Below are 14119 nucleotides of genomic sequence, written 5' to 3'. Positions count from 1 at the left end.
CCTACTGCTTCGTCGCCAGGAACGACGCTCTGATGCCGGTTGGCACCCAGCCGCTGCCCTGTGATCGCCACAGCTCGCCGTCGCTGAGCACCCGCAGCCCGTCTGGTCCGCCGGTTCCGCCCGCGATCGAGGTGGCATTTTCGAGCTGGCCGAGCAGCTGCGTCGGTCCGCCGATCTCGACCAGCGTGATGGTACCGGTGGTGGAGACCGTGGCCACCGATCTGTCGTCCACCCACGTGGCATCCATCGGCTCACCGTTGGGTGTGGTGAGTGGGAAGAGCCCGCCGAGCCGCACGGGAATGGTGTCCTGGCGAATGATGCCCGCCACAAAGAGGCCAGGGCCGGTGGGCGTTGCGAGGTACAGCAGCAGCCTGGCTCCGTCGCGTGACACCGCCAGAGACACGATCTGGGTGTCAGAGGGCAGGCCAGACTGAAGCTCATGCCGAACCCGGCCGGCATCGACAGTCAGCAGTGACGCCGCGTTGGCGCCCTGGGCTGTCCAGATGAACCCGAATGGGTCAATAGATGGGCGGACTAGTCCGGGCCGATCATCGAGGCCAACCAGACCGCCAACGCCCGACGTTGCCAGCGACACCCCCTCGGCCGACAGGATCGCGGCCGACAGTTTGCTCTGCGCCAGGCTCGCTCCGGTCGCGTTGGCGCCGACGACAAGAGTCGACACCCCCGGCACCCCGGCGATCCCGGACCCACCGTCGAAGCCGAACTCGTCGCCAGTGCCGATGAGCGCCGCGCTGTCCACCGTCGGCGTGATCGCGGCATCGCCGGAAGCGTTGGGAGTGGGCAATTCTGTTCCGCCGACCGTGATGACGACGTTCGCGATGCCGAGGGTTGCCACGAGTTGCTGTCGCATCTGGTCTCGGGCCACCGGGCTCGATGCGAGCGCTTCATTGCTGAGGGCGACGGTCGCCAGGCCCGGTTCCACGCTCACGGAGTCGCGCGTTGTTGCCTGCGGGAAGGCCGTCACGGCGGCCTGAATCAACCACTCCGTCGGGCCGGCGAGCAACTCAGACACGGTGGTGGAGATGAGATTCGACCGTTTGGGAAACCACCGGACGTCGGGAATCAGGTACCGATAGCTGGGATCGAAAAAATACAGTGACTGCTCGGTGAACACGAGGTTGAAGCTGCTGATGGAGAGCACTATCCCGGGCGGCGCGGCGCTGATGCGCCACTGCCCGTCCTGCTGCGTGAACCCAAAGCTCAGGGTCTGCGCCGCCGCTGGGGGCTCGGTGTAGCGGCCCCTGGCGTCAACCAGGGCCGCGGTCGTCACCGTGTATGACAGGGTGTCTGGTCCGCTGCCGACCGCCGTGGTGGCCGCCCCCGAGCGGATGGTCGTGCCCTCATCCGGCGCCCAGGTGCTCGCCATTTCCGTCGTGAAGAACTGTCGAGCGATCGTGAAGTTGCTCTGCGGTGCGCGCACCGCCTGCATGAAGCCCGCGAGGATCTCCTCCTGCGAGGCATCCTTCTGCGGGCCCGACACCACGAACTCGACCTCGGGACTATCCGGATTGTCGATCAGCGGCCCCTCCTTGACTCCACCGCTCGAGGGGATTCCCACACAACCGGCAAGGGTCAGCACAACCGCGACGGCGACCGCGATGACTGAGGACTGTCTACGCATCGATCGCCTCCGACTGGGGGATGTTGTCTTCCGGCGGAAGCTCCAGCGGAGATCCGGCCAACACCGCTCCGCGCTCTCGAGGCAGGGTCAGCCTGAAGCACGAACCCTCTCCCGGCGCCGACCATACCTCGAGCCAGCCGCCGTGCAGCGCGGCATCTTCGAGCGAGATCGCCAGCCCCAGCCCGGTGCCCCCCGTGACCCTCTGGCGTGACGGGTCGGCACGCCAGAAGCGGTCGAAGACACGTTCCATGGCGGCCGGGGTCATTCCGACACCGTAGTCGCGCACCGCAATGGCCACGGCCTTCTTATCGCTGTCCACCCAAACGACAATTGGTTTACCCTCCCCGTGGTCGATGGCGTTGCCCAGCAGATTCTGGAGAATACGCCGGATGCGACGGCTATCGACCTCGGCCTCAAAGTAGCCCCCCGGCGCTACCAGCCTGAGCGGCGATCCCTTTGACTCAGCGAGTGAGGTCACGCTCTCGATGGCGTCGTCAACGAGGCGCACCAGGCTGGTCGGCTCTGTCTCCATGTCGACCGCGCCGGCGTCGTAACGGCTCATTTCCAGCAGGTCGGCGAGCAACGATTCGAATCTCTCGACCTGCGTGTGCAGCAGTTCGGCGGTGCGTGCCACCGACGGCGAGAATGTTTCACGCTGGTCGTAGAGCACATCGCCCGCGAGGCGGATGGTCGTCAGTGGAGTGCGGAGTTCGTGCGAGACATCCGAAACAAATCTCTGCTGCACCTGCGACAGGGCGGCGAGCCTCGTGATCTGGCTTTGCAGCGACGCCGCCATCCCGTTGAACGATCGCGCAAGGGTGGCAATGACGTCATCGCCCTTCACCGGGATGCGCACCTCCAGCTGCCCGGCGGCGAGCTTCTGGCTGGTCTCGGCCGCCAGCTTCACGGGCCCCACGACGAGGCGCACCACCACGTAGGTAACGGCGCCGATGAGCAGGATCAGCGCGAGACCACCGAGCGCCAGGGCCTGCTGCACGAAGCCCAGCGTCAACTGCGCGTCACTGATGTTGTACACGAGGTAGAGCTCGTACTGCGTGCCGCGCACGCTCAGGGTGGAGCCGAATACGAGACCGGGATCGACCGAAGAATCACTCTGCACGAGAGCCACCGACTGGTACTGCGTGCGGGCCTCGGTGGATTTCTGCACTGCGGTTCGCAGGTCCGTCGAGATGAGGGTTTGGTCAAGATCGGGTGACTGGATTCCGGCCGAACCGCCGGGAGCATCCTGCCCAGGGGTGCGCTTGATGGCGTACTGCGGAGCGCCGCCCGTGCTCCTCGCCGCGCCCAGGATCGCGGTCGCGGCATCGACGATGGTCACATCGAGGTCTTCCGACCCGGGTTGGTCTATCGCCTCGTCGAAGAATCGCTGCCCCGTGAGGGTGGCGCTCGCGCTCGTGGTCTCGAGCTGGGCGCGGCGGCTGTCGAACAGGTTGGAACCGACGCTGAGTGAGACGTAGCCGCCGATGATGGCGACGGCGACACCCGACAGCACGAGAGTGATGGCGATGGTGCGCACCTGCAGCGACGAGCGCCACAGCCTCAGGGCTCGCTCCACCCCGGCGCGCCAGTCGAAGTCGCGCATGGCCCTACGTAGTGCTACCCGCGCGATAGCCGACGCCACGCACGGTCATGACGATCCGCGGGCTGTCGGGATCTTCTTCGACCTTGGCGCGCAGCCGCTGCACGTGCACATTCACGAGCCGGGTGTCGGCCTTGTAGTGGTAACCCCAGACCTGCTCGAGGAGCATCTCGCGGGTGAAAACCTGCTGGGGCTTCAACGCGAGAGCGAGCAGCAGTTCGAACTCCAGCGGCGTCAGGTTGATCTTCTGCTCACCCCGCCTGACCTCATGCCCCGCGACATCCAGCGTCAGGTCACCGATCTGCAGGGAGCCGCCCGCGATCTCGGGGCTCGGCCGCAGTCGTGTGCGCACCCTCGCGACGAGCTCTTTCGGGTTGAACGGCTTGACAACGTAGTCATCCGCGCCGCTCTCGAGACCCTTCACGACGTCCGCGGTGTCGCTCTTGGCCGTCAGCATGATGATCGGCACACCGGATTCCTCGCGGATCTGCGCGCAGACCTCAATGCCGTTCATCCCGGGCAGCATGAGGTCGAGAAGCACCAGGTCGGGCTTTGCGGAGCGGAACACGCCGAGCGCCGCGGCGCCATCCTCGCAGAAGAAAGGCTCGAAGCCTTCCGAGCGCAGCACGATACCGATCATCTCTGCCAGCGCCGTGTCATCATCGACCACGAGAATTCGCGCGTTCACCTGTACCTCGCAACTGCATCGAGCCCGCCTTCACGGGCGCGGGAGCTTTCGCATAAGAGTAGTCGAGTGTGAAAGCATGTTGAGGACTGTCGGATGAGGCAAAGGATGCTGCTGTGAGTAACGAAACCCCCTGGCAGTCCCCGGCGGGGCCCTCTTCCGTTCTTCCCCCATCGCCGTACGCGACGTCAGACCATGCCGCACCACCACCGGCTGGCGCCCCGGGCTGGACGCCGCCGCCGAAACCCGGGCTCATCCCCCTTCGACCGTTGACGCTGGGAACCCTGCTCGGCGCGGCGTTCCAGGTGCTGCGACGCAATCCACGCCCCATGTTCGGCTTCTCACTCGCGCTGACCGGGCTGATCTTCCTGGTGACCCTCGTCGTGGTCGGGCTGGTGTCGTTCTTTGCGTTCTCCCGGGTCACCAGCGCCACGGGAGAGGATGCCGCGGCTATCGCCGCCGGTGCCACGGCCACGATCATCCTGTCGGCCCTGGTCCCCGTGATGCTGTCGATCGTGGTGACCGCCATCCTGCAGGCCGTCGTAGTGCTGGAAGTGGCCAGGGGCACGGTCGGCGAGAAGCTGAAACTCCGGGGGCTATGGAATGCCGCCAAGGGCAGGATCGGGGCGATCATCGGTTGGGCGCTGCTGCTCACCGGCGCCGCGGTCACCGCCCTGGCCATCCTCTCCGTCGTCATTGGGCTCATCATCGCCTTCGGCGGAACCGCCGGCATCGTCATCGGCGTCATCCTCGGCGTGCTCGCCGCCGGCGGGTCCGCGGTCGTCTGGTTCTGGCTGGGAACCCGGCTCTGCCTCGTTCCGAGCGCGCTCATGCTCGAACGGCTGCCACTGCGGGCCGCGATCACCAGGTCGTGGTCGCTGACTACCGGGTATTTCTGGAAGACACTGGGCATCCAGCTGCTGGTGTCTGTCATCGTGCAGACGGTTGCGAGCATCATCGCTGCGCCGCTGCAAGGCGTCCTCCTGCTGGGCAGCTCCCTGATCAACCCCAATGGGGATGAGACAGGGCTCGCGGTCGGCGTAGTGGTGCTGTACATCCTCACCGTGATCGTGACCATCGTCTTCGGCGCGATCGCCGCCGTGATCCAGGCCGCGACGACGGCACTGATCTACATTGACATCAGGATGCGCAAGGAGGGCCTCGACCTCGAACTCAGCCGGTTCGTCGAGGCACGCCAGGCCGGGGACACGAGCGTCATGGATCCGTACCAGCCCCGCGCGACCGGCACGCCAGAACCGCAGGCACCCGCGCAGGCATCGCCCTGGTCGTGAGACTCGTGCTGTTGACGCTGCTTCCGGTCGATGTTCCGGTCGATCCCGATGCCCCTGAGGCCGTGCGGCTGCTGGTCAACGAACTCGCCAAGCCGCCCTACCAGGCCGCGAAACCAACCCTGTTCGACATCGTCGCCAAGGCCATCCAGGACTGGCTGTCATCGCTGCGACTCGGCGACGCCGAGGGGCCTCCCGCGCTCGGAATCGGCGTGATCATCACGCTGGTGGTGGTCGGAATCATCGTCGCGTTCCTGATCTTCGGCGTGCCGCGCCTCAACAGGCGCAGTGCCGTGGCCGGAGCTCTCTTCGGTGAGGACGATGACCGGTCCGCCTCACAGATTCGACAGGATGGCGAGGCCGCCGCCGCGCGGGGCGACTACTCCACCGCGGTCGCCGAGCTGTTCCGCGCGATAGCCCGAGGCCTCGCCGAACGCACGATCATCACCACGAGCCCAGGAACTACGGCACGGGATTTTGCGGTCAGGGCCAGCGCCCCGTTCCCCGGCCTCGCCGAACAGCTGCGGGTGTCTGCCACCGCCTTCGACGAGGTGCGGTACCTCGGTCGCGAGGGCACGCAGCAGCAGTTCCGGCAGGTCGCCGCGCTGGAGCGAGACCTGCGCGCGGCGCGCCCCGAGCTCGATAACACTGTGCTTGACACGGTGACACGGTGACGAGCACGGAGCAGGAGCAGCGCATCTTGACGCCGACGATTGGTCGTGCCGCCAGGCGTGCCCTCTTCTGGGTAGCGGTCGCCCTGTTCGCGGTCACGATCGCGATTATCGCGCTCGCGACCGCGGGCTCCGCCGCGCAGGGTCCACCACTGGACCCCACCAGTGCCGCTCCGGGCGGCTCGATGGCCCTGGCCGAGGTGCTGCGCCAGCAGGGGGTCGATGTGGTCGCGGCATCCACTCTCCGTGATGCTCGAGACGCCATCACCGAGCCGTGCGAGACCACCCTGCTGCTCTACGATGCCGAGGGATTTCTCGACGACAGCCAGCTCTCTGACACCGTGGGCCTGGCAGACACCGTGGTTGTCGTGGATGCGAACTTCTCGCAGCTGCAGCAGGTCGCGCCCCAGGTGGCGCAGGCCGGTTTCGTCGACGAGAAGCTCACCGCGGACTGCGAGCTGTCCGCGGTGCAGAAGGCCGACACCGTCTCGGGGTCGGGCTACGGCTATCGCGTCGTCGGCGACGATAGCGGGGTCACCAGCTGCCTCGGCAGCGGCGACGACGTCTTCTCGCTGGTGCAACTCGAGCGCGGTTCCGGCACGGTGACCCTCCTCGGCGTCACCGATGCCCTCACCAATGAGCACATCATCGACAACGGCAACGCCGCACTCGCGCTGAACCTGCTGGGCTCGAAGAACACCCTGGTCTGGTATATCCCGACCTTTGCCGATCTTCCGGATGGAGGGCCAGAGACCCTCGGCGAACTCACCCCGCCCTGGGTCACCCCTGTGCTGGTGCTGCTCGTGCTCACGTTCATCGCCGCCGCGGTCTGGCGTGGCCGACGCTTCGGACCGCTCGTGATCGAGAACCTGCCCGTGACCGTGCGCTCCAGCGAGACGATGCTCGGGCGCGCTCGGCTGTACGAGAAGTCGTCGGCCCGGCTGCGAGCGCTCGACTCCCTGCGGGTCGGCACGATCCAGCGGCTCGCGGTCCTGTGTGGGCAGCCGCGCGCGGCGAGCGTCGACGAGGTGATCTCCGCGGTAGCGGCCGTCACGCGAGCGCAGGTTGGCGACATCCGGAATCTTCTCGTCGACACCATCCCCGCGACCGACGCCGACCTCGTGTCGCTGTCTGATGCCCTGCTCGTGCTCGAGCGAGACGTCGCCATTGCCGTGCGCCCCTGACCACCCCACCCACTACTGGAGAATCGACACATGACTGACGCGCTGACCGACCAGCTGAGTGACCAGCAAGGCACTGACCAGCAACCAACTGATCAGGACCTGAGGCAATCGTTCGCGAAGCTGCGCACCGAGGTGGGTAAGGCCGTGGTGGGGCAGGATGCCGCCGTCACGGGCCTCACGATTGCCCTCCTGGCCGGTGGCCATGTGCTGCTCGAGGGTGTGCCGGGTGTGGCCAAGACGCTCCTGGTGCGCACCCTCAGCCACGCTCTGACGCTGGAGACGAAGCGGGTGCAGTTCACCCCCGACCTGATGCCAGGAGACGTGACCGGGTCGCTCGTGTACGACGCGAAGGCCGGCGAGTTCGAGTTTCGCGCCGGGCCGGTGTTCACCAACATCCTGCTCGCGGACGAGATCAATCGCACCCCACCGAAGACCCAGTCGGCGCTGCTGGAGGCAATGGAAGAGCGCCAGGTTTCCGCCGATGGTGAGACCCGCATCCTGCCGGTGCCGTTCATGGTCGCCGCCACCATGAACCCGATCGAATACGAAGGCACCTACACGCTGCCCGAGGCTCAGCTCGACCGGTTCATGCTCAAACTGGTGCTGGAACTGCCCGAGCGCGACACCGAGATCGAGGTGCTGAGACGCCACGCCGCGGGGTTCAACCCGCGCGATCTCGACGCCGCCGGAGTCACTGCCGTGCTCGACGCCGGCCAGCTCGCCCTGGCCCAGGCCGCCGTCGCCAGGGTGGGGGCAAGCGCCGATGTCATCGGCTACACCGTCGACCTTGCGCGGGCGACACGGCAGAGCCCCTCCGTGAAACTCGGCGTGAGCCCGCGCGGCTCGACGGCGCTGCTCGCGGCCGCCAAGGCATGGGCGTGGCTCAATGGATTCGACGCCATCACGCCCGACCACGTGCAGGCGATGGTGTTGCCGGTGTTGCGGCACCGCATCCAGTTGCGACCGGAAGCCGAGCTCGAAGGCGTCTCACCCGATGCGATCCTGCGGTCGATCCTGCAGCAGGTGCAGGTGCCGATGTGATCACCCCGCTGTTGATTGCGCTGCGCTAGTGGCCCTCTCCGGGAGGTTCGTTGCCCTGGTGGCGCTCGGCGTGCTGCCGATCATTGCGACAGGCCTGCCGATCGTGCTCGCGCTCTGGTTGTTGCTGGTGGCCGTGCTGGTCGCGCTCGACCTCATCGTGGCCGGGTCGCCCCGGGCGGCCAGACTCTCGCGTGACCTGCCGGGTCGGGTCAGGCTGGGCGAGACCGTGGCGTCGACCCTGTACGTCACCAATGCGGGCCGGCGACGCGTGCGCGGTGTCGTCCGCGATGGCTGGTCACCCTCGGCGGGAGCCCTGCCACGACGTGCCGCAGTGGATGTCCCCTCCGGCGAACGGCGAGCGATCACCACGATGCTGACCCCGTTCCGGCGAGGCGAGCGCAGGGCCGCCCACGTCACCATCCGCTCGTTTGGGCCGCTGGGGCTGGCCGCGCGGCAGGCGACCATCTCGATCCCCGGGGCGATCACGGTGCTGCCGCCGTTCAACTCCCGCAAGCATCTCCCCTCCCGGCTCGCGCGGCTGCGAGAACTCGACGGTGCCACCAGTGTCATGGTGCGCGGACAGGGCACCGAATTCGACAGCCTGCGCGACTACGTGCGCGGGGATGATGTGCGCTCGATCGACTGGCGCGCCACGGCCCGCCGGGCGGCCTCATCCGGCCCCGGCCTGGTCGTGCGCACCTGGCGCCCCGAACGCGACCGGCGCGTCGTGATCATCATCGACAGCGGGCGCACCTCGGCCGCTCGCATCGACAACGAACCCCGCATCGACACCGCCTTCGAATCCGCGCTGCTGCTCGGCGCCCTCGCCTCCAGCGCCGGCGACCGCGTCGACATGGTCATCTTCGACCGCAGGGTGCGGGCCCGAGTGCAGGGCGCAACCGGGGCCGAGCTACTCTCGCGGATGGTGTCGAGCATGGCGCCGGTCGAACCCGAGCTGATCGAGATGGACTGGACAGCCGTTCCCGCCCTCGTGCGCTCGATCACGTCACACCATGCGCTTGTGGTGCTGGCGACCACCATCAACGCACCGGGGGCCGCGCACGGACTGCTGTCGGTGTTGCCCCAGCTGACCCGCAAGAACATGGTGGTCGTGGCATCCGTCACCGACCCCACCGTGCTGGATGCCACGCTCCAGCGCGGTAACCGCGAGGACGTCTACCGTGCCGCCGCCGCCGAGCGGGCCATGCTCGACCAGTCGCGCGTGGCCGCCGCCATCCGGCAGCTCGGCGCGGAAGTGGTCACCGGGGCACCGCAGGACCTGCCGCCGGCCCTGGCGGACAAATACATCGCGCTGAAAGCGGCCGGGCTGCTCTAGCTTCGACGACGAGCCTCCCACCACCCCCGAGACTCTCGGCGTAGTCTCAGGATCGGGCTGCGCAATCGCCGTCCGCACACTCAGAGAAAGGCGCTCACGTGGCCGCTAACGAAGTAATCAACGCCGACATCGAGATCGCAACACCCGCGCTGGGCCGTCGACTTGCGGCGGAAGTGTTCGGAACCTTCTTCCTCGTATTCGCGGTGATTGGCACCGCGATGTTTGCCTCGTTCAACACCGGCTTCGTCGGGGTCTCCCTGGCCGTCGGCCTCTCGGTGGTCGGTGGGGCCTACGCGGTCGGCCACATCTCGGGCGGTCATTTCAACCCCGCGGTCACCATCGGGGCCGCCGCCGCCGGCCGCTTCGCCTGGGCCGACGTGCTTGCCTACATCGCGGCACAGGTCGTGGGTGGGATCCTGGCGACCACGATCATCCTCGCCATCAAATCAGGGTCGACCAGCGAGACCGTGGGCACGTTCGCGGGCGTGTCGAACGGCTTCGATGCCCATTCGCCCTCGGGGTTCAACCTGGGCTCGGTTCTCCTCGCGGAGGTCGTGCTGACCGCGATCTTCCTCTACGTCATCCTGGGTGTCACCGACCGCCGGGCACCCAGCGGCTTCGCGCCGTTGGCCATCGGGCTCACGCTGACGCTCGTGCACCTGGTGCTGATCCCGATCAGCAACGCCTCGGTCAACCCGGCCCGCTCTATCGCCACCGCGATCTTCGGAGGGCCGGAGGCGCTCGGCCAGCTGTGGGTGTTCATCCTGGCGCCGATCCTCGGTGCCCTCATCGCCGGGTTCACGTACAACCTCCTGTTCGACGCGAAAAAGCGCGCCTAGCCTCTAACTCGGGATGCCGCGGGCTCGTGCCTGCGGCATCCACTGTGTATCGTCGCCGCGCCCTCGTCGCCGCGCCCTCGCCGCCGCGCGCTGGTCGCCGCGCGCTCGTCGCCGCGCCGCAAATCCATCGAGAACGCCACTTTTGCTGCCTCATCACGAGTTAACCCAGCAAAAGTGGCGTTCTCGACGAGTTGTGCCGGACGCCGCCGCCGCAATCCGCCCCGCCGTCGATGTCATCGATGAACTCTTTTGCCTGCCGAACATCACCCCGGTCGTGATCGGTGCCGGCAACTCCGACTACGTCCTGCTGGCGCTCAGTGTGTGTAGGCTCGGGCGCATGGTGATCGGGATCGGCGTGACCGGCTCTACCTGCGCCGCGTTCACGAAGGCAGTAGACGAATTCGCCTTTTACGCCGACCTCCCCGCGACCACCCGTCCCGCTACGGTCATCGGGGCCGAGACCCGTAACGTGGAGTCGCGGGATGGCACGGCCGAGCTCCGGGAAGACGGCCTCAAACGGCCGGTGCGGCTGCGGGATCGCGGCTAGGGCGTTATGGAATCATCGATCTCGGTCGTGGGTGTCGCTTCCCCCTACGCGTGGGACATTGTCGAGTCAGCGCGGCGGCGGGGAATTGAGGTGCATTGCGTGGATAACTTCGGTGACGCCGACCCCCTGCTGCCGAATTTGTCGGGGCTGAATTCGCAGACTGACAGGAGCATCCCGTTTGTCATAGGACTCTCATCGGCGGCGGGGCGCGCCAACGCGGCGATGGCCGCGTTCACTGAGGGATTCGGCAACCCGGTGGCATTAGTCGACCCGAGTTGCAGCGTCGCCTCGACCAGTACGGTCCGGCACGGGGCCTACATCAATGCCGGATCGGTAGTCGCCTCGAATACGGTGATTGGATGCCATGCGAACATCAATCGGTCGTCCTCAATCGGACATGATAATCAGATCGGATTCGCATCCTCCATCGCCCCCGGAGCCGTGCTCACCGGCGGCATCTCGGTCGAAGCAACTGCCACGGTCGGAGCCGGTGCGATAATTCTCCCGAGAATCGTCGTGGGGCGGGGTGCGATTGTGGGTGCGGGTGCAGTGGTCACGAAAGACGTGCCCGAATACGCTGTCGTCGTCGGAAGTCCCGCGCGAATCATCCAAATACTTCCCCGCTTGGAGGGCCCAAGGACATGCCCGCACTGCTAGAGATGCTGAGCGGCCCTGCCCCGGTGATCTTCGCTCCTACCGGAATGATTCCGACCAGGGCGATGACACCACATGTTCCCCTGACGCCGCTTGAGATAGCCCGGGATGTCGCCGCAGCCGCCGCCATCGGCATCTCATCGGTACACCTCCACGCCCGCGATACCGAAGGAAACCCAGCGTGGGAGCGGAACATCTACGCGGAAATCATCGGACGGGTCAGGGAAGCTGCTCCCCATGTCGTCATCAACGTCAGCACAAGCGGTCGCAATTGGAACGAGCTTGAGAAGAGGGCCGATGTGCTCGCGCTCGACGGTGACCTCAAGCCGGACATCGCTTCCCTCACCCTTTCTTCGCTTAATTTCATGTCCGGCGCATCCGTCAATTCCCCCGAGAGCATCAGATCACTCGCGAGGATCATGCGCGAGCGAGGCATCATCCCGGAACTTGAAATCTTCGATCTCGGCATGCTCAACTTCGCAAAAGTCCTGCAAAAGGAGGGCCTCCTTGTCGGCCCGGTTGCCGCGAATCTTTTCTTCGGCAATATCGCCGGTATGCAGGCCACACCTGCCGAGATCGGGGTTGCCATTGACCGGATGCCCGAATCAGCCGTGTGGGGAGGGGCCGGGATCGGTGATTTTCAGGTGACCGCGCAGTCGATCGCTATTGCCAGCGGCGGCGGCGTGCGTGTCGGCCTCGAGGACGGCATCTACTTCGATCGCGCCAGAACGCGTCTTGCTACCAATCCCGCGCTCGTCGAACGCATCCACGAGATGCTGGCGATTGTCGGTCGAGTCGCGATGACGCCCGCCCTTTATCGTTCGGCGCTGGGTCTGTGATGGTCGATGTTCCGGTGGCTGCCCCCACCCGATTAGCCGAGGAGGAACGGCGTGCCGTTTCGGGGGCGATAAGTCGGGTCGTGATGGATGGACCATGGATTCTCGGTCCGTCTGTGGAGAGGTTTGAGGACGACTTCGCGGCCTTCCTCGACATCAATCATGTTGTCGGCGTCGGTAACGGCACCGATGCCCTCGCAATTGCACTGTCAGCTCTGGATCTCCCGCCCGGTGCCGGAGTGCTCGTCGCGGCTAACGAGGGTGGCTACGCATCGACGGCGTTGCGACTGTGCGGCTTGGAACCGGTGGTGATGGATGTGGACGAGCTGACCATGGCCCCCACAGCAGCTACGGCTGCTGCCGCGATACGCGCGGATGTCAGCGCGATCGTGGTCACCCACCTTCACGGCGAAGCGATAGACATTCGTGAGCTGGACGCGTGGCGCTCGAAGCAAGGCCTGCGGTTGATCGAAGACTGCGCGCAGGCGCATGGTGCGCGGCTCTCGGGTAGCCACGTGGGACGGTCTGGCGACGCGGCGACATTCAGCTTCTACCCGACAAAGAATTTGGGAGCGATCGGGGATGCTGGCGCGGTGGCCTTTCATGATGTCCAGCTCGCCACACGAGCCAGAGCTATTCGAGAATATGGCTGGGGTGAACGGTTCAGGGTTGATTTTGTTAGCGGCCGCAACTCCCGGCTCGACCCCATCCACGCCGCGGTGCTCAGTGCTCGCCTGCCCTTCCTCGATGACCGCAATACCCGAAGGCGACGTATTGCCGCGCGCTATGAGGCGGTCTTGGCCGGCGGGCCGACTCGACTTCATGGCGACACCATGACGACCGTGTCTCACCATGCTGTCGTCGTAAGTTCGACTCGGGATGCCCTCAAGGCCCACCTTGCCCGATGCGGGATCAGCACCGCCATCCACTACCCCTTTCTGGTGTCAGAGATGCCGGGACTCCGGATACCACGCGGCGTGCGTTCGCCGGTAGCGGCCACTCTGCGGGATTCGATTCTCACTGTTCCCTCCTTCCCTGAGATGAGCGAAGAGGAGATTGAGCGCGTGACCGCGTCGTTAGAGGAGTGGGCGCATGCCTGAGGCGAGGCGGATGTCGTTTCCCGTGTTCGAGGATGAGCGTGGTGCACTTCTCGCAACGGAGTTCGCGGACGTGCCGTTCGCGGTGCGCCGCGTGTTCACTGTGGGGTACAGCGACCGCGCGATCGCACGCGGTAATCACTTCGTGCCGTGCGATCAATTGCTACTTCTCGTCAGTGGTCGAGTGACTGTGCACCTGGGGGCCGATGACACATCTCTCAATGAGACCTTTGATCTGCAGCAACCCGGGTCTGCGATCCTCGTTCCGATGGGCCTTTATATTCAGTACACACTCGCCGACTCTCACTCACGGGTGATGGTTCTGGCGTCCGAACCCTTTCACACGGCTGTCGAAGGCTCGTGAAACCGGTTGCGTCGGTGCTGGTCCCAACCCACAGTCGACCGTTGACTCTGGAGATAGCAGTGGCGAGTGCGCTGAACCAGACAATCCGTGACGTGGAAGTTCTTATTATTGGGGATGGTGCAACGGGAGCCCTACGCGCGAAGGCGCTCGAGCTGTGCGCCGCCGACCCCCGGGTGCGATTCTTTGATCACCCCAAGGGTGCCCATCACGGCGAGCATTATCGTCACGACGCCATCATGGCGGCTCGCAGTGACGCCATCTTCTACCTCTGCGACGACGACATCTTCATGCCGACCCACGTGGAACAGCTATTGGGCCTACTCGAAACGAAAAA

General features: G+C 65.9%; 15 protein-coding genes. 12 read left to right on the top strand and 3 right to left on the bottom strand.

The window, feature by feature from the left end; all coding sequences use genetic code 11:
• Nucleotide 1 precedes the first annotated feature (1 nt).
• The 3 genes from RMN95_RS03275 to mtrA are packed head-to-tail and all read right to left on the bottom strand — an operon-like array spanning nucleotide 2 to nucleotide 3930.
• A complete protein-coding gene (locus RMN95_RS03275; protein ID WP_309615532.1) occupies nucleotides 2-1642 on the bottom strand; it encodes an LpqB family beta-propeller domain-containing protein in 1641 nt (546 codons plus the stop codon).
• Complete coding sequence (gene mtrB / locus RMN95_RS03270) at nucleotides 1635-3245, bottom strand: MtrAB system histidine kinase MtrB (RefSeq protein ID WP_309615531.1); 1611 nt, start codon at nucleotides 3243-3245, stop codon at nucleotides 1635-1637. Before mtrB ends, RMN95_RS03275 begins: the two co-directional genes overlap by 8 nt.
• Nucleotides 3246-3249: 4 nt before the next feature.
• Nucleotides 3250-3930, bottom strand: a complete 681-nt coding sequence (gene mtrA / locus RMN95_RS03265; RefSeq protein WP_309615530.1) for an MtrAB system response regulator MtrA — start codon at nucleotides 3928-3930, stop codon at nucleotides 3250-3252.
• A gap of 113 nt (nucleotides 3931-4043) precedes the next feature.
• Here mtrA and RMN95_RS03260 point away from each other — a divergent pair, with 113 nt between their 5' ends.
• The 12 genes from RMN95_RS03260 to RMN95_RS03205 form a co-directional block, all read left to right on the top strand.
• Nucleotides 4044-5219, top strand: a complete 1176-nt coding sequence (locus RMN95_RS03260; RefSeq protein WP_309615529.1) for a glycerophosphoryl diester phosphodiesterase membrane domain-containing protein — start codon at nucleotides 4044-4046, stop codon at nucleotides 5217-5219.
• Nucleotides 5216-5890 carry a DUF4129 domain-containing protein gene (locus RMN95_RS03255; RefSeq protein ID WP_309615528.1) on the top strand — a complete coding sequence of 225 codons (675 nt, stop codon included), beginning with the start codon at nucleotides 5216-5218 and terminating at the stop codon, nucleotides 5888-5890. The genes RMN95_RS03260 and RMN95_RS03255 overlap by 4 nt, the downstream gene beginning before the upstream one ends.
• Nucleotides 5887-7071 (top strand): DUF4350 domain-containing protein, encoded by a 1185-nt coding sequence (locus RMN95_RS03250; protein WP_309615527.1) that lies wholly within the window; start codon nucleotides 5887-5889, stop codon nucleotides 7069-7071. The genes RMN95_RS03255 and RMN95_RS03250 overlap by 4 nt, the downstream gene beginning before the upstream one ends.
• A 30-nt stretch (nucleotides 7072-7101) precedes the next feature.
• Nucleotides 7102-8112, top strand: coding sequence for a MoxR family ATPase (locus RMN95_RS03245; RefSeq protein ID WP_309615526.1), 1011 nt, complete (start codon nucleotides 7102-7104; stop codon nucleotides 8110-8112).
• 28 nt (nucleotides 8113-8140) lie between these two features.
• Complete coding sequence (locus tag RMN95_RS03240; protein WP_309615525.1) at nucleotides 8141-9448, top strand: DUF58 domain-containing protein; 1308 nt, start codon at nucleotides 8141-8143, stop codon at nucleotides 9446-9448.
• A gap of 98 nt (nucleotides 9449-9546) precedes the next feature.
• On the top strand, nucleotides 9547-10287 hold the full coding sequence (gene aqpZ / locus RMN95_RS03235) for an aquaporin Z (RefSeq protein ID WP_309615524.1): 741 nt from the start codon (nucleotides 9547-9549) through the stop codon (nucleotides 10285-10287).
• Nucleotides 10288-10480: 193 nt separating this feature from the next.
• Nucleotides 10481-10834 (top strand): hypothetical protein, encoded by a 354-nt coding sequence (locus RMN95_RS03230; RefSeq protein WP_309615523.1) that lies wholly within the window; start codon nucleotides 10481-10483, stop codon nucleotides 10832-10834.
• A gap of 6 nt (nucleotides 10835-10840) precedes the next feature.
• Nucleotides 10841-11491, top strand: coding sequence for a hypothetical protein (locus tag RMN95_RS03225; protein WP_309615522.1), 651 nt, complete (start codon nucleotides 10841-10843; stop codon nucleotides 11489-11491).
• Complete coding sequence (locus RMN95_RS03220) at nucleotides 11476-12327, top strand: 3-keto-5-aminohexanoate cleavage protein (RefSeq protein ID WP_309615521.1); 852 nt, start codon at nucleotides 11476-11478, stop codon at nucleotides 12325-12327. Before RMN95_RS03225 ends, RMN95_RS03220 begins: the two co-directional genes overlap by 16 nt.
• Entirely contained in the window at nucleotides 12327-13424 is a 1098-nt protein-coding gene (locus RMN95_RS03215) for a DegT/DnrJ/EryC1/StrS family aminotransferase (protein ID WP_309615533.1), read from the top strand. Before RMN95_RS03220 ends, RMN95_RS03215 begins: the two co-directional genes overlap by 1 nt.
• Nucleotides 13417-13785, top strand: coding sequence for an FdtA/QdtA family cupin domain-containing protein (locus RMN95_RS03210; protein ID WP_309615520.1), 369 nt, complete (start codon nucleotides 13417-13419; stop codon nucleotides 13783-13785). Before RMN95_RS03215 ends, RMN95_RS03210 begins: the two co-directional genes overlap by 8 nt.
• On the top strand, nucleotides 13782-14119 hold a 338-nt coding region (locus RMN95_RS03205), incomplete at its 3' end, for a glycosyltransferase family 2 protein (RefSeq protein WP_309615519.1). The genes RMN95_RS03210 and RMN95_RS03205, both read left to right, overlap by 4 nt.

It is taken from the genome of Salinibacterium sp., from assembly GCF_031364185.1.
GTDB lineage: Bacteria > Actinomycetota > Actinomycetes > Actinomycetales > Microbacteriaceae > Rhodoglobus.
This window is presented reverse-complemented; position numbering and strand designations above follow the sequence as displayed.